This window comes from Vibrio sp. 2CM40D (genome assembly GCF_023161825.1).
Taxonomy (GTDB): Bacteria; Pseudomonadota; Gammaproteobacteria; order Enterobacterales; family Vibrionaceae; genus Vibrio; species Vibrio alginolyticus.
On sequence record NZ_JALNTL010000003.1, the window covers coordinates 504,878 to 529,896 of the forward strand.

Below are 25,019 nucleotides of genomic sequence, written 5' to 3' on the forward strand. Positions count from 1 at the left end.
CCCCAAACTAATGCTCCCGCTCATATGGCTCAAAGGTGAGATAGAATTATCTCACCTTTTTTGTGTACATGAAGCATATTTCGCGCAGTTTCCACGAAAGTGGGGAGGAGTTATCGAGCGAGCTAAAAATACAGTTAGGTTATACCCGTCTGTATTGTTGGAAGACTTGTTGAGTCTCTAATTGACAGTGGCGCCACTTTCTATGTTGAAAAGCGTTTTAATTTCTTCCAGCACTTCTGGGTTAGCAATAGCACCAATGTTTTTTACAGCTTGTCCGTTTACCAATTGTTTCACTGCTAGCTCAACCAATTTGCCTGAGCGCGTTTTAGGAATATCACTGATGGCAAAAATTTGTCGTGGGACATGGCGCGGTGAACATTTTGTTTTCAATGTTTGGCGAATTGAATCGGTGAGTTGTTGGGTTAACTCGACGTTGTGAGCGAGTTTTACTAGTAACCAGATTTCTTCAGACTGCTGGTTTAACTTGCCGACAGCGATGGAGTCTTCAACCTCGGGTAACGCGTTCACTTGCTGATAGATTTCAGCGGTACCGATGCGTACGCCGCCTGGATTTAAGGTTGCGTCACTACGGCCATAAAAAATGAAGCCGCCATGTTCGGTTTGCATCACATCGTCGCCATGGTGCCAGATATCGGTAAACTTGCTCCAATAAGCGTTGTGATAGCGTTCGCCGTTGTCGTTCCAGAAGCCAATAGGGAAGTTAGGTAGCGAGTTATTACAAGTCAGTTCGCCGCGTTTTTGCGTAATAGTATGTCCACCATCCTCTAGAACACGTGCGTCGATTCCCAGCCCTGCGCCTTGGCATTCACCTTTGTAAACTGGTGAAATAGGGTTTCCAAGTACAAAGCATCCGCAAATATCTGTGCCGCCAGCGATAGAAGCGAGATGCAAGTCCTGCTTGATGTGCTGATAGACATAATTAAATTGTTCTGGGTAAAGCACCGAACCAGTTGAGCAAAGAGTTTTGAGTGACTTCAGGTTATGTTCTAGTTTTGGAGAGCAGTTTGCCTGTTCCAGTGCTTCTAAGTATTTCGCTGAAGTACCAAACAGCGACACGCTATGTTCTTCTGCTAATTGCCATAAGACGGAGTGATCAGGGTAAACCGGACTACCGTCGTAAATCACTAAGGCTGCACCACTCGCAAGAGCGGAAACATGCCAGTTCCACATCATCCAACCACATGTTGTGTAGTAGAAAACCTTGTCTTGCGATTTGATGTCGCAATGCAGTTGATGTTCTTTGAGGTGATTGAGCAAGGTACCGCCTGCGGAATGGACAATACACTTAGGTTGACCTGTTGTACCAGAAGAATACAAAATGAATAACGGGTCATTAAACAGCGTTGGTTGATATTGAATTGATTGTGGAGAAAAGTGGTGAGTAATATCGGACCAAGAAACAAACTCAGAAGTGCTAGCACTCTCAGCGTTTTGTAAATATTCGATTTGGCATACGCTAATAGTAGTCTCTTCGGAGGCACTGCTTAACTTACTACTAAGAGTGGTGTTCTTGTTCGTCATATCGAAAGCTTTGCCTCCGAACTGGTAGCCATCACAGCAAAAAAGAACTTTCGGTTTGACCTGACCAAAACGCTCTACGACGCTATCGATACCAAAATCAGGAGAGGTTGAAGTCCAAATGGCACCAAGACTGGTGGTGGCCAGCATGGCAATAACGGTTTCAGGAAGGTAGGGCAAATAACCCGCAACGACATCGCCTTTACCGACACCACAATTGAGTAGCCATTGTTGAATGGCAGAAACTTGTTCAAGCAACTGTTTACCGGTGAGTTGTCGGTGTTCACCGCTTTCATTGCTAAAAACAATAAACTCACGCTCTGGTGATTGTTCAGCCTGAGATAGGAGGTTCTCTGCGTAGTTCAGCGTGGCGTCAGCAAACCATACTGTGTCTCTATTTACATGATGATGATTAGAACCTGTTGGTGTCCATTTGGGACTGCCAAGGCTCTTGACTTGCGAACCTATATCTCCGATTACGTTGCAAAACTGCCAAGTATGTCGCCAAAATTCATCATTGTGCTCAATGGACCACTGGTGTAGAGACGTGTAATTGTTGATTACGGTACCTTCGGCTTTGTCTTTATTAACCTTTTCGATGAACCGTAATAAGTTGCTATTGCTGACGCGCTCAGCAGATGGTGACCAAATAGGTGCAGAATTTGGCATAGGTCCCTCTAATTTCAATTCTTTTGAATATGACCAAAAACAAAATAAAGGGGCGAACATAGCAGTGTTCGCCCCTTATCTGATCGTTTAAAGTTGTTCGGCAAGCTGAGGTAGTACCTCAAATAAATCACCAACCAATCCATAGTCGGCAACTTCAAAGATAGGAGATTCTGGATCTTTGTTGATCGCGACAATCACTTTGGATTCCTTCATTCCTGCAAGATGCTGGATGGCACCGGAAATCCCAACCGCTATATAAAGCTTAGGTGCAACGATTTTACCGGTTTGACCCACTTGTAAGTCGTTGGCAACAAACCCGGCATCAACCGCCGCGCGAGAAGCGCCAATGGCAGCACCTAGTTTATCGGCTACTTGTTCGATCAACGCGAAGTTCTCTTTGCTACCGACCCCGCGTCCACCTGACACAACCACCTCTGCCGCGCTTAATTCAGGACGTTCTGACACGGTTTTATCGACAGAAACCAATTCAACCATTGGAGCTGAGATAGTGACCTGCTGATGCTTAATATCAGCTTGGTTGTGACAAGTAACCGGCTCAAACGCAGACGCGCGCACGGTGATGACGCGAACCTTGTCGCTGGTGGTCACTTTGGCAAATGCGTTTCCTGCGTAAATAGGGCGGATAAAAGTGTTTTCATCGATAACTTGGACAATATCGGAAATTTGCCCAACGCCGAACTTCGCTGCTACTCGAGGTGTAAGGTCTTTCCCTTTTGATGATGAGCTAGCCCAGATTGCGTCAAAACCTTCAGCAATACTCACTACAATAGGTGCGATACTCTCGGCAAATTGATGCTTAAGTTGCTCATCATCGACACAAATTACGTTTGATATACCATCAACGCGACAAGCTTGCTGAGCGACTTCTTCACACTGGTGGCCCACTACGATCAAAACATTGTCTTGGCTGACTTGTTTTGCTGCATTAACCACTTTGAGTGTGTCCGCATGCAATTGGTTATTGTCATGCTCTGCTATGATTAAGTTCTTCATGAAATCACCTTCGCTTCGTTACGCAGCTTATCGAGAAGCTCTGAGACAGATTCAACCTTGATGCCACCTTTTCTTTGCGCTGGCGGTGTGATTTCTTGAATGGTTTGGCTAAATACCACTTCAACACCCAGACTGTCAGGTGTGATGGTATCTAACGGCTTGCGCTTAGCTTTCATGATATTAGGCAAAGAGGCAAAACGCGGTTCATTCAGGCGTAAGTCAGTACTGATCACCGCAGGTAAGTTCATCGCGACCGTCATCAAGCCGCCGTCCACTTCTCTCACGACCTGAACTTTTTGATCTTCAATCTTCACGTCGGAAGCGAAAGTTGCTTGAGGCCAGTCAAGTAGGGCGGCCAGCATCTGAGCCACTTGGTTGTTGTCCGTATCAATGGATTGTTTACCCGTAATCACAAGCTGTGCTTGTTCTTGCTCAACTAGAGCTTTGAGCAGCTTAGCAACAACTAATGGCTCTATTTTGTCTTCAGTATCGACATGAATAGCGCGATCGGCGCCTAATGCAAGCGCGGTACGTAGTTGCTCCTGACACTGGCTACCGCCAGCACTGACAACGATGACTTCATCTGCAATACCTTGCTCCTTTAGTCGTACGGCTTCTTCAACGGCTATTTCGCAAAATGGATTAATCGTCATCTTGACGTTATTGGTTTCAACATCGCTATGGTCCGCTTTCACGCGAACTTTAACGTAGGGATCAATGACCCTTTTGATTGGCACTAGTATTTTCACGTTAGATTCCTTTTACAGTGAAGACTATGTGTTTACAGTGAAGACGATGTGATGACGTCTTTAAAATGATGTTAATTTACCTTTACGTTTGCGTCAACTTTAAATATATTGTTGATTAACAAGTTGGCAACATGCAAAGAAAAAGGAATGCAATCATGGAAAGAGACTGCATGGAATTTGATGTTCTGATTGTAGGCGCTGGTCCCGCAGGTTTGTCTGCGGCATGCCGAATCAAACAATTAGCAGCAGAAAAAAAACAAGACCTCTCTGTTTGCGTGGTAGAAAAAGGTTCTGAAGTTGGAGCGCATATTTTATCGGGTGCGGTGTTTGAAACGCGGAGTTTGGATGAGCTTTTTCCTGACTGGGAAGAGAAAGGCGCTCCGCTCAATACCAAAGTAAACCAAGATAAAACCTACTATCTGGGCAATGACATCAATGGTCATGAACTGCCTTCTTGGGCGGTGCCTAATACGTTACATAACAAAGGTAATTACATCATAAGTTTGGGCAGTCTATGCCGATGGATGGCGTTGCAGGCTGAGAACTTGGGGGTGGAGGTCTACCCAGGTTTTACCGCCAGTCAAGCGATCATCGATGAAGATAGTCGTGTTTGTGGCGTGATCACGGGCGATATGGGATTAGATAAAAATGGTGAACAAAAAGGAAATTTCGAACCTGGTATTGAACTGCGAGCGAAGTTTACTTTATTTGCTGAAGGCGCACGGGGGCATATTGGTAAGCAGTTGATTAACCGATTTAATCTTGCTGAAGAGAAAACGCCTCAACACTACGCTATCGGTTTTAAAGAGCTGTGGGAAATCCCATCAGAGCAGCATCAGCAAGGTTTAGTAGTGCACGGATTAGGTTGGCCGTTATCAAATGAAGCTACAGGTGGCAGTTATCTCTACCATTTAGAGGGAAACCAAGTTGCCGTCGGGTTGATTGTTGACTTGAATTATAAGAATCCGCACTTGAGTCCATTTGATGAGTTTCAACGTTTTAAACACCACCCGTTGATTGAGCAATACCTCAAAAATGGGAAGCGTATTAGCTATGGCGCGAGAGCGATTACCAAGGGCGGCTTTCATTCGCTTCCCACGCAGCAGTTTGCTGGTGGCTTGTTAATTGGCTGTGATGCAGGAACACTTAACGGCGCTAAAATCAAAGGCACACACACCGCAATAAAATCTGGAATGCTTGCCGCTGAAGCAGTATGTGAAGCCCTTGAGAGTCAGTCAGTTACTGCTGATTATCAAAAGCATTTCAAACAGTCTTGGCTGTATGAAGAGCTTTATCAAGCACGTAACTTCTCAAGTGGAATCCACCGCTTTGGATCGTGGCTGGGCGGTGGTTTAGCGCTGCTGGAACATAACGTGTTAAAAGGTAAAGCTAAGTGGCATATCCGCTGTGATAAGCCTGATCATCAGTCTCTGTTATTGGCGGAAAACAGCAATGAAATTGTCTATCCGAAGCCTGATGGCGTGTTAAGTTTCGATCGCCTCTCTTCCGTTTATCTATCCAATATCTTCCATGAGGAAGATCAACCATGCCACTTACGACTGGAGAACCAGCGGATCCCTATTGAGCAGAACCTTGAATTATATGCAGAGCCAGCACAGCGCTATTGTCCGGCTGGCGTGTATGAAATCGTACAGGGGGAGCAGCAGCCAGAGCTGCAAATAAATGCGGCCAACTGTATCCACTGTAAGACCTGCGACATCAAAGATCCAAGTCAAAATATTACCTGGACTCCGCCAGAAGGTGGTGGTGGTCCGAACTATCCAAATATGTAAGCGTTTGAGAATAATTTTTATTAACAATTTATTTACTTAAAGTTTGCGTTAGTTCAAATCTTTCTCGATGAACTCGATTGCAACTTAATCTTTCAGGCACTATTCTGATTTTAAATTGACGTTTACGTAAACTGAATACAAAGTTGATGCATAGGTGTAAAAGCGGTTACCAGTATCAAAGTTAGGTTTGATCAAATAGTGCTCAATGGAACGCACTTAAAATAACGAAAGGGAGATCAACTATGGTATCGGAATCGCCTCAGTTGCAGGTAAACGATATTTCATTGGCTTTTGGTGGGGTGAAAGCTTTAACTGACGTGAGCTTCCATGTGAATGAAAAGGAAATTTTTTCAATCATTGGCCCAAACGGTGCAGGTAAAACCTCAATGCTCAATTGCATCTCTGGTCGATACACACCAAACAAAGGCTCTGTAATCTTCGCTGGAGATGATGTAACTAAACGGACACCTAGCCAACGAGCTGAGTTAGGGTTGGGAAGAACCTTCCAAAACTTAGCGCTCTTTTCTCACATGTCGGTACTGGACAACATCATGGTTGGCCGACACCACCTACTAAAAAACAACTTCGTCACGGGGCCACTCTATTGGTTCTCTAATGCGCAGAAAGAAGAGATGGCGCACCGCAAATATGTGGAAGACGTGATCGATTTTCTAGAAATCCAGCACATCCGAAAAGCGACTGCAGGCACCCTATCTTACGGCTTACGTAAGCGTGTAGAGCTTGCTCGTGCCATTGCCTTAAAACCTAAGTTACTGCTGCTTGATGAACCAATGGCAGGTATGAACTTGGAAGAAAAGGAAGACATGGCACGTTACATCATGGATCTGAATGAAGAATTAGATATCACGATCATCATGATTGAGCACGACATGGGCGTGGTCATGGACATCTCTAATCGCGTTTTGGTTTTGGATTTCGGTAAACACATTGCTACGGGTGAGCCTGAAGAAGTGATGGCCAACCCACATGTGAAACAAGCGTACTTAGGCGAAGAGTTACCGACATTAGAGGAGAGTGCATAATGGCACAGCAACATAATGATTGGGCAGATATAACCCGCTTAGATACCTTTCCAAAAGTGTTGCAACACAATGCCAAGAACTGGCCCGAACAAGTCGCAATGCGTGAAAAGGAGTTTGGTATATGGCGAGAGTTCACTTGGAAGGATTATGAAAACCGCGTCAAGTGGATGGCACTGGCACTACGAGATTTGGGTATTGGTGAGCAAGATGTCGTTGGTTTGCTAGGTGATAACCGCCCTGAATGGGTATGGGGCGAGTTAGCGGCACATGCGATCAAAGGTTTCTCGCTGGGCATCTATCAAGATTCTATGCACGAAGAGGTGGCGTACCTTATCAACTATGCAAAAGCAAAAGTCGTGATTGCCGAAGATGAAGAGCAATGCGACAAGCTGCTTGAGCTTGGTGATGAAATTCCTAGCGTTGAATACATTATTTACTGCGATCCTCGTGGAATGCGTAAATACGATGATCCAAGATTAATTGATGTTGAACAGGTCTACAAAAAAGGTCAGCTGATTGATAAAGCGGACCCAGACAAATATCTCAATATGGTTGTTGAAACCAAAGGCAGCGATCTTTCAATTCTTTGTACTACGTCGGGTACGACTTCTAAACCAAAATTGGCTCAGCTACACAGTGGCACGTTCTTGGATCACTGTGCGGCTTACTTGCGTGCAGACCCTCGTTCCCCAGGCGACAACTACGTTTCTGTTCTGCCTTTGCCTTGGATTATGGAGCAGGTTTACGTGGTTGGTCAGGCGTTGATTTCTCGTCAAATCGTTAACTTTGTGGAAGAACAAGAAACCATGATGTCCGACTTGCGTGAAATCGGTCCAAACTTTGTGCTGTTAGCGCCACGTGTGTGGGAAAACATTGTGGCAGACGTGTCTGCACGAATGATGGATTCGACACCGTTTAAGCAAAAGATGTACAAACTGGGCATGAGCTTAGCCAACAAAGCGCTGGAGCAGGGTAAACGCTCTAAGTTGGCTGAATGGATTCTTCTGCGTGCTCTGCGTGACCGTTTAGGGTTTTCGAACCTGACATCTGCGGCAACCGGCGGTGCGGCGATGGGACCGGATACTTTCCGTTACCTACAAGCTATTGGTGTGCCACTTAAGCAGCTTTATGGTCAGACCGAAATGTGTGGCGCATACACCGTGCACCAAGCGGATGATGTGGATTACGATTCCGTTGGTGTTGCGTTTGATAATGCAGAAGTGAAAGTCATCAACCCGGACAGCAATGGCGTTGGTGAAATCATCGCGAAAAGTACAGGCATGTTTACTGGCTACTTAAACAACCAAGCAGCATATGATGAAGATGTTCAAGATGGTTGGATGCACACAGGCGATGCGGGCTATTTTAAAGATTCCGGTCACTTGGTGGTGATTGATCGTCTGAAAGATATGTCGGAAACCAGCCATGGCGACCGTTATTCGCCACAGTTTATCGAAAACAAACTCAAGTTCTCGCCGTTTATTGCAGAAGCCGTGGTGGTAGGTAAAGGTCGACCTTGGCTGTCTGCCATCATCTGTATTCGCTATGCGATCGTCGCGAAGTGGGCAGAGCAACGCGGCTTGGCATTTACCAACTACACCAACTTATCTGCTCAACCAGAAGTGTACCAAGCGATTCGTGAAGAAGTTCAAAAAGTGAACGAATCCCTACCGGATGCACAGAAGATCAGCAAATTCATTCTACTTTACAAAGAGCTGGATGCCGACGATGGAGAGCTAACTCGCACACGTAAAGTACGCCGTGGTGTGGTTGCAGAGAAATACGGAGACATCATCGAAACCATCTACAGCGACGATCCAAAAGTCGATGTCGATACAGTGATCACTTATCAAGATGGCACCAAAACACGCATTCAAACGTCGCTAGTTATTGAAACGCTTATTGAGCATGAGCCAACACTAGTGGATAGCGAACAACGGAGGATCGCATAGTGAATACGGATTTATTACTGCAACTCGTCATTAATGGCGTGATCGTTGGCATGTTGTATGGCGTTGTCGCCATGTGCTTTGTATTGATTTACAAATCGACCCAGGTGGTCAACTTTGCTCAGGGTGAGTTCCTGTTGATTGGCGCATGGGTATGTTGGGCGGCATTGGTGCACCTACAGTTACCGTTTTTTATTGGCTTTTTACTCACGCTCGCGTTCATGATGATTTTTGGTATCGCCGTGCAAACCATTGTGCTCAGACCGTTGATTGGTGAACCGATTATCTCTGTGATCATGGTGACCATTGGTCTATCGATGTTTTTCCAAGCGCTGATGAAGTGGATATTCGGTGTCTCGGCTGTGTCGTACCCGCAAGTGTTCGAAACCAACGTGGTGAATATCGGAGGTTTGAATGTTGAGTTTGCTTACATTCTGAGCTTGATCTTCTCAATGCTCATCATGGGCGCGTTCTACTGGTTCTTCAAATTCAGCAAAATGGGTCTGGCAATGCGCGCAACGGCATTCAACCAGCAAGTAGCCCAGAGTCTTGGCATTTCCATCAAGAAAGTGTTCGCCATCAGTTGGGCCATTTCGGCAATGGTATCTGCAACAGCAGGGATTGTTATCGGTATCGTTAACGGCGTATCTGACGCGCTATCCATTATTGGTATCAAAGTTTTCCCAGCCGTTATTTTAGGTGGCTTAGATTCGGTGGTCGGCGCAATTGTCGGTGGTATTACCATCGGGGTGCTAGAAAACTTGGCTGAGTTTTTTGATAGCCAATACCTGCAAGTGGGTAACCTGTACAACATCGCACCATTCTATGTGCTGTTAATCATTCTTGCCTTCAAGCCATATGGCCTGTTTGGTACCAAAGATATTGAGCGTATTTAAGGAGAAATAACATGGCTCAACTTAGCATGCGCCCATGTGGGGATTTTCGAACCACATACAAAAGCGATACGCCAATTTTTGAAACCAAAACCATCAGAAGCCTTGCGATTGCAGGTGTCATCGCCATGCTGGCAGCACCGCTGGTCTTGGATATTTACTTCCTAAACCTGTTTATTCAGATTGCATACCTCGGTATCGCGGCATTGGGCTTAAACATTCTGGTTGGTTTTACCGGACAAATTTCGCTAGGTCACGGTGCGTTCTTTGGTTTTGGCGCCTTTGCATCGGCTTGGTTAAATAACCAGTTTAACATTCCAGTCGTGTTTGCGATTCCGCTTGCGGGTTACTTAACCATGATTGTGGGGATGCTGTTTGGTCTGCCAGCGGCTCGAATTAAAGGTTTATATCTAGCTATCGCAACGTTGGCGGCGCAGTTTATTTTAGAGGACTTCTTTGCTCGCGCAGATTGGTTCAGTGGCGGCTCATACGGTGCAAGCGCGAACCCAATTAATTTGTTTGGTTTTGAGTTTACGACTGACGAAAGCTTCTTCTACATCGCTCTGTTTGCGCTGATCTTCATGTATATGTGGGCATCAAACTTAATCCGTTCTCGTGACGGTCGCGCGTTTGTCTCAGTACGAGATCACTATCTGTCAGCAGAGATCATGGGCATCAACCTAACCAAGTATCGTCTGCTCTCATTTGGAGTGTGTGCATTCTATGCGGGCATCGGGGGTGCACTCTACGGACATTATCTAGGGTTTGTATCAGCAGAAGGCTTCACCATCATGATGTCTATCCAGTTCTTGGCAATGATCATCATTGGTGGCTTAGGCTCAGTCAAAGGTACGCTGATGGGGACGATATTTATCGTATTGCTGCCTGAAGTTTTAGAGTTTGGCGTAACGGGGCTTTCAGCGTTTGGTGATACCACCGCTTTCACTGATGGTCTGGCTTACTTCAAAGAGATGGCGATTGGTTTAGTCATCATGCTGTTCCTCATTTTCGAACCTCAAGGATTATCGCATCGCTGGCAACAGATTCGAGCATATTGGAAACATTATCCGTTCTCATATTAACGTGGAATTAAGTGGAATATACCTCAATAACAAGGACAACGAGTTATGAACAAAGGACATTTAGCGACAACGTTGGTGCTGTCATCTGCACTGTTTACTACCGCAACTTGGGCAAAAGATTCTGTGTTTGTCGGGCAATTAGTCGACTTTTCTGGACCAACGGCTTATGTGAGCAAGCCTTATGGTTCTGGCGTGCGAGACGCATTGCGTTGGATTAACCAAAACGGTGGCATTAACGGTACCGAGCTCGAATTTGAAACAGTAGACATGGCGTACAAAGTACCAGTGGCGATTTCTAACTATAAACGTTGGGTGGCGCGTAAAGACATGGTTGCGCTGCAAGGTTGGGGTACGGCGGATACCGAAGCACTTATTTCGTTTGTTACCAAAGACAAAGTGCCGGTGTTCTCTGCTTCTTACTCTGGTCACTTAACTGACCCAACTGGCAAAAACCCAAAAACCGCGAAACCAGCGCCTTATAACTTCTTTTATGGTGCGTCGTACTCAGATGCGTGTCGTGCGCTAGTTAAGTGGGCGAAAGAAGATTGGGAATCTAAGGGCAATCAAGGTGCGCCGAAATTTACGCACATTGGCGATAACCATCCATTCCCGAATGCGCCAAAAGAAGCGTGTGCAGAGTACGCCAAAGAACTTGGTTTTGATGTGCAAAACCCAGTCGTTGTGTCACTAAAACCAGGGGACTTCAAAGCGCAATGTTTGTCGCTGAAAGAGTCAGGCACCAACTACGGTTACATTGCTAATATCGGTAGCTCGGTTATCTCACTAGTGAAGTCTTGTAACACGGTTGGGACAGAGTTCCAGTACATGGCAAACATTTGGGGCGGCGATAAGCCAGTGCTTGAAGCAGCAGGCGATGGCCTTAAAGATTACGTTTTCCCAGGTATGACAGCGTTTTGGGGAGATGATAATGAAGGCATGAAACTGGTCCGTGAGATTTCTAAGCAGTCTGAATCAGAGCCGGGCGAATTCAGAACTCACCATTACATTCGCGGTATTTGTTCTGCGTTCTATATGAAAGAAGCAATGGAGTGGGCGAAAGACAACGGTGGTATCACAGGTGAAAACATCAAGAAGGGCATGTATGTCCATGACAACTGGGTACCACAAGGCTTAGAAGGTGTTTGTGTCCCTGCGAACTGGAAACCGGAAGATCACCGAGGCACAACAACCGTGAACGTCTTTATGGGCAACAACGATGGCGGCGCAGTTGATATCAAGAAAGTATCACAGGTGACATTGTCACGTCGTGACGATTGGCTAGGTTACTAATCTACGACTTATTAATAACAAAGCTTACTGAAAATAAGGATGGGTGAGAGAACACTCTCACCCTAGCAAGGAGTAGCTTGATGGCTGAATTAGCAACGAATATCGAACCGGCAGAAATACTGCTTTCAGTGAACAACATTGAAGTCGTCTACGACGAAGTAATACTAGTACTTCGCGGTGTGAGTTTAGAAGTTCCAAAAGGGCAGATTGTGACCTTACTGGGGGCCAACGGTGCGGGTAAATCCACAACGTTGAAAGCCATTTCTGGTTTATTGAAAACCGAAGATGGTGAAGTGACGCGCGGCGAAATCAACTTCATGGGCGAGCGTATAGACAACAAAAGCCCGGAAGAGATCGTCCGTTCGGGCATCTTCCAAGTTATGGAAGGGCGCCGAATTGTTGAAGATATGACGGTAATAGAAAATCTTCGCTTAGGCGCTTATACACGCACTGACAACGAAGTTGAACAAGACATCGAAATGGTGTTTGACTATTTCCCGCGACTCAAAGAGCGCACTGGCCTGGCGGGCTATTTGTCTGGCGGTGAGCAACAAATGTTAGCGATTGGCCGAGCGTTAATGGCTCGACCGAAGATGATTTTGTTGGACGAACCGTCTATGGGGCTTTCTCCACTGCTAGTTAAAGAAGTATTCAGCATTATTAACAAGATCAACAAAGAGCAAGGTATTACCATGCTTTTGGTTGAACAGAATGCCAACTTCGCTCTTCAAGCGGCCGATTACGGTTACATCATGGAATCAGGCAAAATCGTACTAGATGGCAGCAAGCACGAATTGCTAAACAATGAAGACGTAAAAGAATTCTACCTTGGCGGCGGCGATGAAGATCGCAAGAGCTTTAAGAATCTGAAATCTTACAAACGTCGTAAGCGTTGGTTGTAAGGAGCAAGGATGAACGAACTATTTGATGCGAAAGAATCGTTGTCTCTACAGGCGCGAGAAGAGTCGTTGTTTCAACGTCTGCCAACGTTGATTGAAAATTCGAAAGTCAATAGCGAACATTACGCGGCGCATTTTTCTGGGTTAGAGCCTACATTGGCAAACAATCGTGAAGGGCTTGCTCAGTTCCCGATTACACGTAAGTTCAATGTACCTAATCAGCAGCAACTTAAACCGCCGTTTGGTGGCTTAAATAGCGTTGCCATTGGTCAAATGGCGCGTGTTTTTCAGTCTCCTGGGCCTTTATATGAGGCTCAAACGGATGAGGCCGATTTCTGGCGTATGGGGCGCGCGTTTCACGCTGCTGGGTTCTGTGCGGGTGATTTAGTGCATAACACGCTCTCTTACCATTTCTCTCCTGGCGGATTTATTATGGATGGTGGCGCAAGGGCTTGTGGCTGTGCGGTATTTCCGGCTGGAGTAGGCAATACCGAAGCGCAAATAGAGGCAATTAAACAGCTTCAACCTAATGGTTACACTGGCACACCTTCTTATTTGCTGACGTTGCTACAAAAGTACCAAGAGAAATACAATGAGCTGCCTAGCTTTGAGAAAGCTCTGGTCTCTGGTGAAGCGGTTACAGCAGGCATGCAACAGATGTTTGAGGAAAAAGGCATTGCAGTCTTTCAAGCCTACGCAAGTGCAGAGCTTGGTTTGATTGCTTATCAAGTGTCTGGTGAACAAGGATTAGTGATTGCCGAAGATATTATTGTTGAAATCGTTGATCCTGATGGTGTTCCTGTACAACCGGGAGAAGTCGGTGAAGTCGTTGTAACGTCGTTCGATGAGAAGTTCCCGCTGATTCGCTACGCAACGGGAGATTTATCGGCATATCTAGAGACAAGTTCTGATTCTTCACGCACGAATGCACGAATTAAGGGCTGGATGGGACGAGCAGACTCCGCGGTGAAAGTAAAAGGGCTGTTTGTTTATCCGCATCAAATCCAAGAAGTCTGTCGTCGCCACGATATTAAAGGCTCCTTGAAAATTGAGCGCGATGGCTTCAACGATGCCATTACTTTTTGTTGTCATGATGTGCATGTATCAGCAGAGGACATTCAAGCAACACTACAGTCAGTCACTAAACTGAAAGGCAATGTCCAGTTTGTACCGAACCAAGTGGAGCAGCCGTTAATCAATGATCTTCGCAGTTAACTCATTGGTGGCATAAGTGCAGTAGAAAGTGGTTGTCATAAAAAACTAACAACGTCAGACAAAAGGCTAGAAAAGGGATACCACATTGCGCTGCGTATCCCTTTATTTTTTACTACCGCAATCAGGGAGCGGGTAAATGAAACAGGCACCAATGATTAACACACAATTCTGGGATGATTTGTTTATCCGAGGCACTATGCCTTGGGATGCCCAATCGACACCTCAAGAACTCAAGGACTATCTCGACAATTCACTTCATGTAGGCCAGTCAGTGTTTATTCCTGGGTGTGGTGCCGCTTATGAACTGAGCACTTTTATTCAATATGGGCATGACGTGATCGCGATGGATTACAGCCAAGAAGCGGTAAAAATGGCGCAATCAGCGTTAGGTAACTACAAAGATAAAGTCGTATTGGGTGATGTATTTAATGCCGATTTTTCTCACTCGTTTGATGTCATTTACGAGCGGGCCTTTCTCGCAGCACTACCAAGAGACATGTGGTCAGAATACTTTGCTATGGTGGATAAATTATTGCCAAGCGGAGGTTTTCTAATTGGTTTTTTCGTCATTGATGATAATTACCTATCACGCTTCCCTCCATTTTGTTTGAGAAGTGGGGAACTGGCATCTTTTCTAGAGCCCACGTTTGAACTTGTGGAATCCTCAGTGGTGGTAAACAGTGTTGAGGTTTTTAAAGGCAGAGAGCAATGGATGGTGTGGCAGAAACGTTAGTCGTCACTGAGACTTCTTTAGAAAGTATTCGCGGAAACTGTCTGGTTCTTTGTGAATCGCTGATACATAAGTCTTCACTCTATACCTGATGGAATGCTCACATAGTTTGTCGGTTTGTGTGAAACATTAATTTCTCGTTGCTGGTTTAAGTTGTTGAGATATCTCTAACAGCGGTTGAGTGGTTGAGTTTATTGCTGGCATGGGTTGTGTGCTCAGAGCGTAAAGCGACAGATCAGCATCGATCCGAAAGGTAGTAGAACGTCTCTTACTGATCTGTCTATTTCATGCTTATACTATTTTAGGTTGACCATCTGATGCGGTGGCACCGCCGTCTACAGGTAGGTTTACGCCATTAATGAAAGATGCGTCATCACTTGCCAAGAAAGTCACGACAGACGCAATTTCTTCAGGTTCGGCTGCTCGGCCAAGCGCAATGCGCTCATTGAATTTATCGCGGATGTCCTGCGGCCAGCCGTTTGTCATGTTGGTTTTTACTAAACTTGGGCATACGGCGTTAATTCTTACCCCATCCGCACCATGGTCCAATGCCATCGCTCGGGTAAGGTTCACCACTGCACCTTTACTCGCGCAATAGAATGCGGCACCCCAGTCACCACCCAAACCGGAAACGGACGCGGTATTTACCATACAACCTTTCGTTTTTAAGAGTTCAGGCAAAGCAAACTTCGCGCAATAAACGACGCCGTCAATGTTTACACCAGAGATCTTCTTCCAGTCTTCCACACTACCTTCAATCACGGAACCAGGGACATGTACGCCAGCATTGTTTACTAAAATATCCAGTTTACCGAAACGGGTAACAACATCAGAAATCAGTGCTGCGACTTTTTCTGGGTCAGAAACATCAATAGAATGCGCAGACACACGCTGTTTATCAAAGCCCTCAACGGCGTTTGCCAACTGCTCTTCATTCCAATCGGCAAGAGCGACGTTTGCGCCTTCTTCATACAAACGTTTTGCGATGGCCAAACCAATGCCATTGGCAGAACCAGTGACGAGTGCGACTTTATTTTTTAATCCTCTCATGCGATTTCTCCTTCGAAACTTACAAAAACGGGATCTTGATTTTTCTCTGTGCGCGGCAACATCAGTTTGTCGTTGTCGCTGTAATCTACGGGGATAGCCACCACTGCTGGTCCTTCAACGTCCATGGCTTTATTCAATGTCGGTAGCAATTCGTGTTGACTAGTCACTGCGAAGCCTTTCGCGCCAAATGACTCGGCGTAGGCCTTGAAATCAATTGGTCCAAATTTCACACCAGAGCAGCGCTGATATTTGTTGATCTCTTGCATTTCTACCATGTTGTAGGCGTTATCAACCCACACAATATGGACGATATTGCAGTTCAGTCTAACCGCGGTTTCTAACTCCATGCTCGATTGCATAAAACCGCCGTCTCCTGATATCGATACCACTTTGCTACCAGGTTTTAGTAGGCTGGCACCAATGGCCCATGGCAGTGCAACGCCCATCGTTTGTTGGCCGTTAGACACCAGCATTTGGCGAGCTCGAAAACAGCTTAAGTAACGAGCGATCCAGATGTGGAAGCTCCCCATATCAAGGCATAGCGTGGTATCTGGTGTGATGATAGATTGCATGGCTTTAATTAGCGCCAGTGGATGAAACCCTTGCTTGTTATAGACTTTGGGATAAGCCTTGATCACTTGCCGTTGCAGTGCTACCTCTTCCAGTATTGAAAGTGCCGTTGGGGAAAGGCGAGCATATTCAGAGATATAGCTGCCCATTTTATCTAATGACTGCGCAATGTTTCCGACGATTTCAACACAAGGTTGATAATTAAGTTGGTATTCTGCTGGTTCAATATCGAGGTGAATCACTGGGTTGCGGTGGCTGTTCCAAAGCTCAGGGTCATACTCTATTGGGCTAAAGCCGATGGTGAGAATTAAATCGGCGTCCCGCAGTAAAACATCGCCAGGTTGGTTATTAAACAAACCGACACGCCCAGCAAAGTGATGATAGTAATTGATGTCTACCGTGCCGGCGGCCTGGTAAGTGCCGACAACGGGTAGCTGCGTATTTTGAAGAAATCGGGCGATAGCAGCAGCGTTTTGACTGCGGCTCGCGTGAAGGCCAAGTAAAACCACACAGCGCTTTGCTTTACTGATTCGACTGACCGCTTCTTCGATTGCTACGATGTCTGCGCAACCAGGCTGTGTGTAAGGCGAGGGGACAATAATGTCCGTTTGGGTTTGCTCGGATAAAACATCTTGGGGGAGACTCAAAAAGCAAGCCCCAGGACGACCTGACTCTGCGATACGAAATGCGTTCGCCATGATCTCGCTTGCGGCGTCCACATGCTGCACTTCAGCACTGAACTTAGTTATAGAGCGAAAAATACTGACGGTATCCATGCTCTGGTGTGTTTGTTTTTGCTGGTCAGTTCGTTTCACCGCACCACCGATAGCAATCAGCGGATCGCCTTCGGAGTTTGCTGTTGCCACCCCCGTAACTAGATTTCCACAGCCAGGGCCTGACGTAACCATTGTGACGCCTGCTTTGCCGGTTAGTCTTCCCATAACGCCCGCCATAAATGCGCCGTTAGCCTCGTGGCGTACCGGAATCATTTGGATGTTAGTGTCTTCAATCGCATCGAACAGTCGATCGATTTTTGCACCGGGAATACCGAAAATGTACTTAATGCCGAGAGACTCTAGCTGTTGAGCGATCAACTGAGCTCCATTTTTATTTGAAGGTTTGGATTGCATTTGTTGTCCTTATTATTTGCCTGACTTTGTTACTTTTCCGCCTTTTCTATGGCGGTATTTATATCTTCCGGAGCCAAATTGGCGTTGAGGAAGTCTGTCGATACTGGGGTATCAATCACTAGCCGTGAGACTTTGCCAATCTGGAGAAATCCTGACGAAATGCTGTAATCCTGGATATGACCACCTCCTTGGCGGTCATCGGTAATAAAATGTTCGTGATAGCCGGGTACATTGATGCCAGTCGTATATTTAGGACTGCGAAAGCCGGCGACCACGCCTTGCTTATGCGTGAAGCGGAATGTTGGTTGTTCTTTGACCACTTCAAGCATTGGTCGATAAGGGCGTGTTTGTTTAGGTACGGTACGAGTACGAACTGAATCGAAAACACCATCAATGCGCACTGCGCAAAATAGGTTATCGCTTGGAACCAGGTCGTCTATGAGGCTATGGACTTCATGACGTGACATGCGCGATGTCAATGGCAGCTCGATATCAGGCTTAAAAAAAGTCATGACAGCAAAGGGCGTTTTTTGCTCTAGGTCTGCCGGGTTTGCGGAGCCATCCGACTTGAGTTGAAAAACTTCCTTATCAAAAGCAATCAACTCACCATCCAATTCATTGAACGTACCTAAACCAAAATCCCCATGTTTCAGCAGTTCTTCTATGGTTGTCGAGCCTTCGTAAACACCAGCGATCAAAGCACTCATTAACGAAGTCTGATAAATCTCACCATCTCCGGTAACGTGATGGTATTCAGAAAATTCTTTCGCTACTTCAAGCGAACAAGCGCATAGAGGGTTATAAAATCCACGCATGAGTAAGACCAGTTATGCAATGAAGAGTATATTTAGATTGACTTCTACACGGTGCTAAATCCAATATAAAAAAGATTTATTTTGATATGGAAAATATATGGAATTTCGCTACCTGAAGTATTTTGTCGCGGTCGCCGAGACTCGTCACTTTACCCGAGCAGCTGAACGGTTAGGGATTGCGCAACCTCCTTTGAGTCAACAAATCAAAAAGCTAGAGCACGAGCTTGGCGTGGACTTATTTAAGCGCTTGTCTAGAGGAGTAGAACTGACCCATGCAGGGCAAGTCTTTTATACGGATGCGGTAAATATTCTTGCTGATGTGGAACGCGCTAAAGCAAAAGCCCGACAGATTGCCCGTGGTGAAAATACGCAGGTTAAAATTGGGTTCGCGACGTCAACATCAACCTGCATTAAGGTATTGGAGAGGATTGGGCGTATTCAAGAGAATGGGGTTCATTTACAGACGGCGGAACTGTCAATGCCAGAGCTTGCCACTCAGTTAAAAAGCAAACAACTTGATCTCGCAATCATGCGGCTACCCTGTTACGCCAGTGAGCCTTTTGAGCACAAGGTGTTGTTTAACGACCCGTTTGTCGCGGTGATTCCGGCGGGCCACGAACTGGCAAAGTATCCCTGTATCCAGATGAAACAGTTGAGAGGCCATAAAATTTTACTGTTTCCACGAGAGACTGGACCCGCATTGTTTGATGGCATGAGTACACTTTTTGCCGACGCAGGAGTAAGGCTCGAACCACAGTTCGCAGCACCGGAACTTCGTACGACGATTGCCATGGCGCAGGCCGGGTTAGGTATTGCTCTCGTTCCGCGCTCACTGGCTGAACATCTCGATGATTCCGCGACAGTCGCCGAGATTGAGGATATCCCTCTCACTAGTCGTGTTGTTGTTGCTTGGGAGGCATCTAATCTCAATAAACAAGCGCTAAAAGTAGCCATGCACATCGGTCATGTTGAGGCTTAAAGATGAGTCATCGAACTGGCTCTGATAGCCACAGGCAAATGTGATACTCTCACTCGTTATATGCAAAGCTATGCTTTGGTTGAATAGACAAATCTTACTCAACGAATAGAACTTACTGAGGATGTACCAATGATATACGCTGCGGTCTTTGATATGGACGGGTTGCTGATTGATTCAGAACCTTTGTGGAAGGAAGCGGAAAAGCAGGTGTTTTCATCAGTTGGTGTCCAAGTGACCGAAGTGCTGTCAAAGCAGACTGCAACTATGACGACAGGTGAAGTAACAAGGTTTTGGTATGAACGTAATCCTTGGCAAGAAAAGAGCCTAGAGGAAGTAGAGAATGCTGTTGTGGATAAAGTGGAGGCATTAATAATTGAAAAAGGATGCGAATTAGAGGGTGTTACAGAAACACTCAAATTGCTTAAGGAAAAAGGGTTTAAGATAGGGTTGTCTACTAATTCACCTTATCAACTCATTCCCATCATTTTGAACAAACTCGGTATTGCCAGTTACTTTGACGCGATATCATCGTCAGACGATGTAGAGCAGGGTAAGCCAGAGCCAGATGTCTACCTTTTAACAATCAATAAACTAGGTGTAAATTCAAGTAACTGTATTGCCTTTGAAGACTCTTATTCGGGTATGCTTGCGGCAACACGAGCAAACATAAAAACAGTCGTGATACCTCAACCTGATAAGTTCTACCAAGAGTTTAATGAAGCCAGTCTAAAGCTGCAAAAGCTATCAGAGTTTAATGAAAGCCATTTGGCGAGTTTAATGGACTTGAATTTGAAAGAAACAATTGCACCAACACCGCATGAAAGTTTTTTAGAAGAAGGACTTGATTGTGAATAGTCGGTCGCTGAAAAAATACCTACTGCCAATGTTCTTATTGGTTTTACCTATAGAATCATTCGCAAAAGATACGACTATGTTGGACGAGCTCAATAATCGATTTGTTACATTTGAAAGGCGATTTGATGATTGTATCAACTCTGCTTCTCAAAATGATATGAGTGAAAACATTGTCGGTCAGATTCAAGCGCTTAATATTGATTTTGAAATTTCGGTTGGCTATTTATACAAACAATCACTTTATTTATGCTCTGATGATGAATTCAGTGATTTAGCAAGAATTATCATGATAATTGAAACCTCCGATAATGATGGATTGCAATTATCAAAGGCAAAAGCTAGTCAAATTAGAAAGCTACTTTTTAGCAAAGTGGATTTACGTTTAGAGTCGAAGTTTCAAAGTTTACCGCAAGATAAAAAGGAAGCATTACTGAGCATTGCGAAAAAGCTTGAACCTTTTGATCTCGTAAGCATGCATGAACGACTTCAGGCAATGTAGACTTATGAAAGAATGTTTTGAGTAGATTCTTAACGCTTGGCTTTTTCATTAAGATTGAGTATTAGGTTCAACGCCTCTAGCTCTTACACAAGATCTAGAGGCATCCATTTTTTATTGACTTAAACGTGTCGAGCTAAGATTTTAACCCTGCAGCGGTCATCATGACGCGAAATAACATAGACACTAACCCTAATGCAGCGACGCTAACGACCCAAATTCCAACCATCCAAGCCCACTGGCGGCACCAATTTTTGATTTTCATACTCACTCCTTATCAACTCGTTAATGGTACGCTTCGTCTTCTTTCACTTTTCCGGAGAAGACGTAGTAACTCCAAAAGGTGTAAGCCAGAATGATCGGGATGATGATCACCGCTCCAACGAGCATAAAGCGCTGACTGCTTGCAGGAGCCGCTGCTTCCCATATCGATATGCTAGGAGGAATGATATTTGGCCAGATACTGATGCCAAGCCCAGCGAACCCGAGAATCACGATCACCAATGCCATCACGAAAGGGCTGCGCTCTTTACGCTTTTTAACGGAGTCGGCAATCTTCAAACAGACCAGCCCAGTAATGACAGGTACGGGCAGTAAGTAGAACAAATTAGGCAGAGAAAACCATCTTTCCGCAATGGCAGGGTAAGCAAGTGGAGTCCAAGCGCTCACAATGACTAATGCGGAGATCATTGCCAGTAGTGTTTTGTTAGTGAAGCGGTACATCGTGTTTTGCAGTTCACCTTCCGTCTTCATGATGAGCCATGTGCTACCAAGCAGCGCGTACGTTGCGACTAAACCCAAACCACAAAAGATGGGAAAAGGGCTGAGCCAGTCGAGTTGGCTACCTACGAAGACGCGGTTTTCCACCGCAAAGCCTTGAATTACCGCGCCAACAACGATGCCTTGGAAAAACGTGGTTAAAATCGAGCCGACCATAAAAGAGCGATCCCAGAACTTTAAGTGGCTTTCCAATGCTTTAAAGCGAAACTCAAACGCGACGCCACGAAAGATCAAAGCAATCAACATCAACGTTAAAGGGATGGTTAGCGCTTCAATAATCACCGCGTAAGCCATCGGAAAAGCGCCAAATAGAGATGCGCCTCCAAGCACAATCCAAGTTTCGTTGCCGTCCCAAACTGGCGCGACACTGTTGACCATGACGTCTTTTTGTTTTTCATCCTTGATGAAGGGCATCAGTATTCCAATACCCAAATCGAAGCCGTCCATGATGATGTACATCAAAGTGGCAAAAACGATGATCGCGAACCAAATCACGGATAAATCAAAATGCATATTCTCTACCTTCACTTTGTGACAAATTCTAAATGCGACCTGAAACGGTCGTCATGTCGTGCTCATCGTGTTCGATTGCATCGGGGCCTTTCTTGATTTGGTGGATCATATAGTAATAACCAAAACCAAATACCAAGCTGTATACAACAAGGAAACACAGCAGGCTGATGCTCATTTGTAGGTCTCCGTGTGCAGAAACCGCATCACGCGTTTTTTGTACGCCATACACGACCCAAGGTTGCCGACCAACCTCTGTCGTAAACCAGCCAGCGAGTATTGCGATAAGACCAGATGGCCCCATAAACAATGAAAACTTGAGGAACCAACGCGAAGTATAAAGCGTGTTCTTTTTTCGTAACCATATGCTGTAGAAGCTTTGAAAAATCATCAGAAGTCCTAGCCCGACCATGATTCGAAATGACCAAAAGACGATAGGTGAGTTCGGTCGTTCCTCTTTCGGGAAGTCTTTCAGCGCCGGGATTGGCTCAGTTAAACTGTGGCGTAGGATCAAACTTCCTAAAACAGGAATTTCTAAGGCATAGTCTGTGCGTTCTTGTTCCATGTTTGGCATGCCGAACAATATCAATGGGGTTGGTTTGCCATCGCTGTTATCCCAATGTCCTTCGATGGCAGCGATTTTGGCGGGCTGGTGTTCCAGAGTGTTTAGCCCGTGCACATCGCCAATCACGGCTTGGAGTGGCGCAAGGAACACTAAGATCCCGAGCGACATCGAAAACATGGTTTTTACCGCAGTCGATTGATTGCCTCTCAATAAATGCCAAGCGGCTGACGCGCCTACAAAGAGTGCTGAACTGACGAAAGCCGCGACGCTCATGTGCGCCAAACGATAAGGAAATGAAGGATTGAAAACGATAGCAAACCAGTCGGTTGGCACCACACGTCCGTCGACAATTTCATAGCCTTGTGGCGTTTGCATCCAACTGTTGGAGGCGAGAATCCAGAACGTCGAAATGATCGTGCCTAACGCCACCATCGAGGTTGCAAAAAAGTGCAGCTTTTCGCCGACGCGACGCCACCCAAACAGCATTACGCCAAGAAATCCGGCTTCGAGAAAGAAAGCCGTTAACACTTCATAAGTCAGTAATGGGCCAGTGATAGAACCAGCGAAGTCGGAGAAACCACTCCAGTTGGTGCCGAATTGATAGGCCATGACAAGACCAGATACAACACCCATTCCAAAGTTAACCGCAAAAATTTTCGACCAGAAGTGATAGAGCTTTTGGTAATCGGGATTGCGTGTTTTTAGCCATAAGCCTTCCAGCACGGCGAGATAGGTGGCCAAACCTATGGTGATAGCGGGGAAAATAATATGAAAGGATACCGTAAAGGCGAACTGTATCCGTGCAAGCATAAATGCGTCGAGGCCAAACATTAAACTTCCTTTGATCTTTTAAGTTTTATGAGAGAGCTATTTTAAGAGGAGCGGAATGAGGGAAGTAGGTACAGACAGTGACTATAAACCTATAACAGATTAAATATTGAAGTGTTATTATTTTGAATTCGGCTTTATGGAAGGGGATTTGCGTTTGGCGAAGTATCAAGAGTTAGTGGAACAGCTTAAAAGGCAGATAAAATCGGGGATATGGCATCCGGGTGACAAGCTGCCTTCGCTGCGTCGCCAATCTGAACACTCGGGTTTGAGCTTGATGACGGTGTTGCACGCGTATCAAATTCTGGAATCTCAAGGCTGGGTCACGTCACAGCCGCGATCTGGTTATCGAGTAGCGCCCAATATTAAGAGCTCAAATGAACCCCAAGCGCCAGCCGCGGTTTCGTGGACTGAGCAGGTAGACATCAATGAGTTTATCTTTGATGTTCTGCAGGCGAGTAAAAATCCATCCATGATCAATTTTGGCTTTGCCTATCCAGACCCAAGTTTGTACCCACGATATCACGTGAATCGGGCGATGAGCGCAGCCGCTCGCAATATGCCGATTTCCACCACCTTTGATAACTTACCGCCGGGAAACGAGCAATTACGCACCATCATCGCGAAGCGTTATGCTGCGAAAGGCATTGAAATTTCACCCGATGAAATTGTCATTACGGCAGGCGCGCTGGAGGCGTTAACGCTCAGTTTGCAAGCCTGCACAAGACCGGGAGATTGGGTGGTTGTGGAGTCGCCTGCATTTTATGGTGCATTGCAATCCTTAGAGCGGTTAGGTTTGAAAGCGCTCTCAGTAAGAACAGACCCAGTCACGGGCATTGACCTAGACTCATTGGAACGAGCGCTGCAAACACACGATGTGAAAGCGTGCTGGCTGATGTCGAACTTCCAGAATCCTCTGGGTTTTACGCTTTCTAACGAGAAAAAACAAAAGCTGATTGAACTGACACAGCGATATAACGTGCCAGTGATTGAAGATGACGTGTACAGCGAACTGCATGCAGGGAATGACTCGGTTTATCCACTAAGAATGTTTGATGACACGGGCAATACCATGTTGTGCTCCTCGTTTTCAAAATCATTAATCGCAGGGCTACGTATTGGTTGGGTTGCGGCGGGAAAGCGGGCGCTAGAGGTACAAAAGTTACAGTTAATGAGTACATTAGCGACGAGTGCACCAGTGCAAATGACATTGGTACACTATTTAACAAGCCGCAATTATGAATCTCATTTGAAGCAGTTACGGAAAAAGCTGTTTGAACGTAAAAGTAAGATGACGGTTCTGCTTAGTGAGCTGTTACCTGAAGCAGTCAAAGTGTTAAGCCAAAGCGGTGGGTACTTTATTTGGTTAGAGCTTCCCAAGCATATTGATGCCTTGCCGATATATCGAGAAGCGCTAAAAGATAATATCAGTATCGCGCCGGGAAAGATGTTCAGCCTGACAGAACAATACGATCACTGTATTCGTCTTAACGCTTCTTTTGAGCTCAATGACAAATACGTTCATGCTCTCAATCTGCTTGCCAACATTATTCGCGATCATTTGGCGAAATAGCGA

General features: G+C 45.6%; 22 protein-coding genes. 13 read left to right on the forward strand and 9 right to left on the reverse strand.

Features of this window, described 5'->3' with window-relative positions; genetic code table 11:
• Window positions 1-177: 177 nt before the first annotated feature.
• From MTF70_RS08780 to MTF70_RS08790, 3 genes are all read right to left on the reverse strand, one after another.
• On the reverse strand, window positions 178-2,208 hold the full coding sequence (locus MTF70_RS08780) for an acetoacetate--CoA ligase (protein ID WP_017820356.1): 2,031 nt from the start codon (window positions 2,206-2,208) through the stop codon (window positions 178-180).
• Window positions 2,209-2,295: 87 nt separating this feature from the next.
• A complete protein-coding gene (locus MTF70_RS08785; RefSeq protein ID WP_248393932.1) occupies window positions 2,296-3,222 on the reverse strand; it encodes an FAD-binding protein in 927 nt (308 codons plus the stop codon).
• Window positions 3,219-3,971 (reverse strand): electron transfer flavoprotein subunit beta/FixA family protein, encoded by a 753-nt coding sequence (locus MTF70_RS08790; protein WP_042523555.1) that lies wholly within the window; start codon window positions 3,969-3,971, stop codon window positions 3,219-3,221. The genes MTF70_RS08785 and MTF70_RS08790 overlap by 4 nt, the downstream gene beginning before the upstream one ends.
• A 155-nt stretch (window positions 3,972-4,126) precedes the next feature.
• On the opposite strand from MTF70_RS08790, the gene MTF70_RS08795 reads away from it, so the two are divergent.
• The 9 genes from MTF70_RS08795 to MTF70_RS08835 all read left to right on the forward strand — a co-directional run bounded on the left by MTF70_RS08795 (window position 4,127) and on the right by MTF70_RS08835 (window position 14,868).
• A complete protein-coding gene (locus tag MTF70_RS08795) occupies window positions 4,127-5,764 on the forward strand; it encodes an electron transfer flavoprotein-ubiquinone oxidoreductase (RefSeq protein ID WP_053304706.1) in 1,638 nt (545 codons plus the stop codon).
• 242 nt (window positions 5,765-6,006) lie between these two features.
• The gene (locus MTF70_RS08800) at window positions 6,007-6,807 is read left to right on the forward strand and encodes an ABC transporter ATP-binding protein (protein WP_205461067.1); all 801 of its coding nucleotides are present in this window, start codon (window positions 6,007-6,009) and stop codon (window positions 6,805-6,807) included.
• Window positions 6,807-8,759, forward strand: coding sequence for a long-chain fatty acid--CoA ligase (locus tag MTF70_RS08805; protein ID WP_005373296.1), 1,953 nt, complete (start codon window positions 6,807-6,809; stop codon window positions 8,757-8,759). Before MTF70_RS08800 ends, MTF70_RS08805 begins: the two co-directional genes overlap by 1 nt.
• Window positions 8,759-9,652 carry a branched-chain amino acid ABC transporter permease gene (locus MTF70_RS08810; RefSeq protein ID WP_005373295.1) on the forward strand — a complete coding sequence of 298 codons (894 nt, stop codon included), beginning with the start codon at window positions 8,759-8,761 and terminating at the stop codon, window positions 9,650-9,652. The genes MTF70_RS08805 and MTF70_RS08810 overlap by 1 nt, the downstream gene beginning before the upstream one ends.
• An 11-nt stretch (window positions 9,653-9,663) precedes the next feature.
• Window positions 9,664-10,731: a branched-chain amino acid ABC transporter permease gene (locus MTF70_RS08815; protein ID WP_005382737.1), complete on the forward strand. Its 1,068-nt coding sequence runs from the start codon at window positions 9,664-9,666 to the stop codon at window positions 10,729-10,731.
• 45 nt (window positions 10,732-10,776) lie between these two features.
• Window positions 10,777-12,021 carry an ABC transporter substrate-binding protein gene (locus MTF70_RS08820; RefSeq protein ID WP_005373285.1) on the forward strand — a complete coding sequence of 415 codons (1,245 nt, stop codon included), beginning with the start codon at window positions 10,777-10,779 and terminating at the stop codon, window positions 12,019-12,021.
• An 80-nt stretch (window positions 12,022-12,101) separates the two neighbouring features.
• Window positions 12,102-12,923, forward strand: coding sequence for an ABC transporter ATP-binding protein (locus MTF70_RS08825; RefSeq protein ID WP_005373283.1), 822 nt, complete (start codon window positions 12,102-12,104; stop codon window positions 12,921-12,923).
• A 9-nt stretch (window positions 12,924-12,932) separates the two neighbouring features.
• Window positions 12,933-14,135 (forward strand): AMP-binding protein, encoded by a 1,203-nt coding sequence (locus tag MTF70_RS08830; RefSeq protein WP_017820353.1) that lies wholly within the window; start codon window positions 12,933-12,935, stop codon window positions 14,133-14,135.
• 136 nt (window positions 14,136-14,271) lie between these two features.
• A complete protein-coding gene (locus tag MTF70_RS08835) occupies window positions 14,272-14,868 on the forward strand; it encodes a methyltransferase domain-containing protein (protein WP_017820352.1) in 597 nt (198 codons plus the stop codon).
• Window positions 14,869-15,156: 288 nt separating this feature from the next.
• Here MTF70_RS08835 and MTF70_RS08840 read toward each other — a convergent pair whose 3' ends face one another.
• The 3 genes from MTF70_RS08840 to budA are packed head-to-tail and all read right to left on the reverse strand — an operon-like array spanning window position 15,157 to window position 18,430.
• Window positions 15,157-15,915, reverse strand: a complete 759-nt coding sequence (locus MTF70_RS08840) for an SDR family oxidoreductase (RefSeq protein WP_017820351.1) — start codon at window positions 15,913-15,915, stop codon at window positions 15,157-15,159.
• Complete coding sequence (gene alsS, locus MTF70_RS08845; protein WP_017820350.1) at window positions 15,912-17,615, reverse strand: acetolactate synthase AlsS; 1,704 nt, start codon at window positions 17,613-17,615, stop codon at window positions 15,912-15,914. The genes MTF70_RS08840 and alsS overlap by 4 nt, the downstream gene beginning before the upstream one ends.
• A 29-nt stretch (window positions 17,616-17,644) precedes the next feature.
• Window positions 17,645-18,430: an acetolactate decarboxylase gene (budA, locus tag MTF70_RS08850; RefSeq protein WP_017820349.1), complete on the reverse strand. Its 786-nt coding sequence runs from the start codon at window positions 18,428-18,430 to the stop codon at window positions 17,645-17,647.
• A gap of 97 nt (window positions 18,431-18,527) precedes the next feature.
• Between budA and MTF70_RS08855 the strand changes: the two genes are divergently transcribed.
• From MTF70_RS08855 to MTF70_RS08865, 3 genes are all read left to right on the forward strand, one after another.
• Window positions 18,528-19,409, forward strand: coding sequence for a LysR family transcriptional regulator (locus MTF70_RS08855; RefSeq protein ID WP_205461066.1), 882 nt, complete (start codon window positions 18,528-18,530; stop codon window positions 19,407-19,409).
• Between the two features lie 129 nt (window positions 19,410-19,538).
• A complete protein-coding gene (gene hxpB / locus MTF70_RS08860; RefSeq protein ID WP_017820347.1) occupies window positions 19,539-20,264 on the forward strand; it encodes a hexitol phosphatase HxpB in 726 nt (241 codons plus the stop codon).
• On the forward strand, window positions 20,257-20,763 hold the full coding sequence (locus MTF70_RS08865; protein ID WP_020480907.1) for a hypothetical protein: 507 nt from the start codon (window positions 20,257-20,259) through the stop codon (window positions 20,761-20,763). The genes hxpB and MTF70_RS08865 overlap by 8 nt, the downstream gene beginning before the upstream one ends.
• Before the next feature lie 133 nt (window positions 20,764-20,896).
• On the opposite strand, the gene MTF70_RS08870 is transcribed toward MTF70_RS08865, so the two are convergent.
• Genes MTF70_RS08870 through MTF70_RS08880 form a run of 3 tightly spaced genes read right to left on the reverse strand, consistent with a single transcriptional unit; the run spans window position 20,897 to window position 23,446 of the window.
• Window positions 20,897-21,025, reverse strand: coding sequence for a DUF2474 domain-containing protein (locus MTF70_RS08870; protein WP_005373267.1), 129 nt, complete (start codon window positions 21,023-21,025; stop codon window positions 20,897-20,899).
• 20 nt (window positions 21,026-21,045) lie between these two features.
• Window positions 21,046-22,053 (reverse strand): cytochrome d ubiquinol oxidase subunit II, encoded by a 1,008-nt coding sequence (gene cydB / locus MTF70_RS08875; protein ID WP_017820345.1) that lies wholly within the window; start codon window positions 22,051-22,053, stop codon window positions 21,046-21,048.
• A 28-nt stretch (window positions 22,054-22,081) separates the two neighbouring features.
• On the reverse strand, window positions 22,082-23,446 hold the full coding sequence (locus MTF70_RS08880; RefSeq protein WP_005373264.1) for a cytochrome ubiquinol oxidase subunit I: 1,365 nt from the start codon (window positions 23,444-23,446) through the stop codon (window positions 22,082-22,084).
• A gap of 136 nt (window positions 23,447-23,582) precedes the next feature.
• Between MTF70_RS08880 and MTF70_RS08885 the strand changes: the two genes are divergently transcribed.
• Window positions 23,583-25,016 carry a PLP-dependent aminotransferase family protein gene (locus MTF70_RS08885; RefSeq protein ID WP_205461118.1) on the forward strand — a complete coding sequence of 478 codons (1,434 nt, stop codon included), beginning with the start codon at window positions 23,583-23,585 and terminating at the stop codon, window positions 25,014-25,016.
• The last annotated feature ends 3 nt before the right edge of the window (window positions 25,017-25,019 follow it).

Bases quoted from the DNA above. Each gene is read 5' to 3' on its own strand.
- MTF70_RS08800 (WP_205461067.1), top strand. From the start codon at position 6,007: ATGGTATCGGAATCGCCTCAGTTGCAGGTAAACGATATTTCATTGGCT.
- MTF70_RS08840 (WP_017820351.1), bottom strand. From the start codon at position 15,915: ATGAGAGGATTAAAAAATAAAGTCGCACTCGTCACTGGTTCTGCCAAT.
- MTF70_RS08795 (WP_053304706.1), top strand. From the start codon at position 4,127: ATGGAAAGAGACTGCATGGAATTTGATGTTCTGATTGTAGGCGCTGGT.
- MTF70_RS08820 (WP_005373285.1), top strand. From the start codon at position 10,777: ATGAACAAAGGACATTTAGCGACAACGTTGGTGCTGTCATCTGCACTG.
- MTF70_RS08815 (WP_005382737.1), top strand. From the start codon at position 9,664: ATGGCTCAACTTAGCATGCGCCCATGTGGGGATTTTCGAACCACATAC.
- hxpB (WP_017820347.1), top strand. From the start codon at position 19,539: ATGATATACGCTGCGGTCTTTGATATGGACGGGTTGCTGATTGATTCA.
- MTF70_RS08830 (WP_017820353.1), top strand. From the start codon at position 12,933: ATGAACGAACTATTTGATGCGAAAGAATCGTTGTCTCTACAGGCGCGA.
- MTF70_RS08780 (WP_017820356.1), bottom strand. From the start codon at position 2,208: ATGCCAAATTCTGCACCTATTTGGTCACCATCTGCTGAGCGCGTCAGC.
- MTF70_RS08885 (WP_205461118.1), top strand. From the start codon at position 23,583: ATGGAAGGGGATTTGCGTTTGGCGAAGTATCAAGAGTTAGTGGAACAG.
- MTF70_RS08805 (WP_005373296.1), top strand. From the start codon at position 6,807: ATGGCACAGCAACATAATGATTGGGCAGATATAACCCGCTTAGATACC.
- MTF70_RS08880 (WP_005373264.1), bottom strand. From the start codon at position 23,446: ATGTTTGGCCTCGACGCATTTATGCTTGCACGGATACAGTTCGCCTTT.
- MTF70_RS08825 (WP_005373283.1), top strand. From the start codon at position 12,102: ATGGCTGAATTAGCAACGAATATCGAACCGGCAGAAATACTGCTTTCA.
- alsS (WP_017820350.1), bottom strand. From the start codon at position 17,615: ATGCAATCCAAACCTTCAAATAAAAATGGAGCTCAGTTGATCGCTCAA.
- MTF70_RS08855 (WP_205461066.1), top strand. From the start codon at position 18,528: ATGGAATTTCGCTACCTGAAGTATTTTGTCGCGGTCGCCGAGACTCGT.
- budA (WP_017820349.1), bottom strand. From the start codon at position 18,430: ATGCGTGGATTTTATAACCCTCTATGCGCTTGTTCGCTTGAAGTAGCG.
- MTF70_RS08870 (WP_005373267.1), bottom strand. From the start codon at position 21,025: ATGAAAATCAAAAATTGGTGCCGCCAGTGGGCTTGGATGGTTGGAATT.
- MTF70_RS08785 (WP_248393932.1), bottom strand. From the start codon at position 3,222: ATGAAGAACTTAATCATAGCAGAGCATGACAATAACCAATTGCATGCG.
- MTF70_RS08835 (WP_017820352.1), top strand. From the start codon at position 14,272: ATGAAACAGGCACCAATGATTAACACACAATTCTGGGATGATTTGTTT.
- cydB (WP_017820345.1), bottom strand. From the start codon at position 22,053: ATGCATTTTGATTTATCCGTGATTTGGTTCGCGATCATCGTTTTTGCC.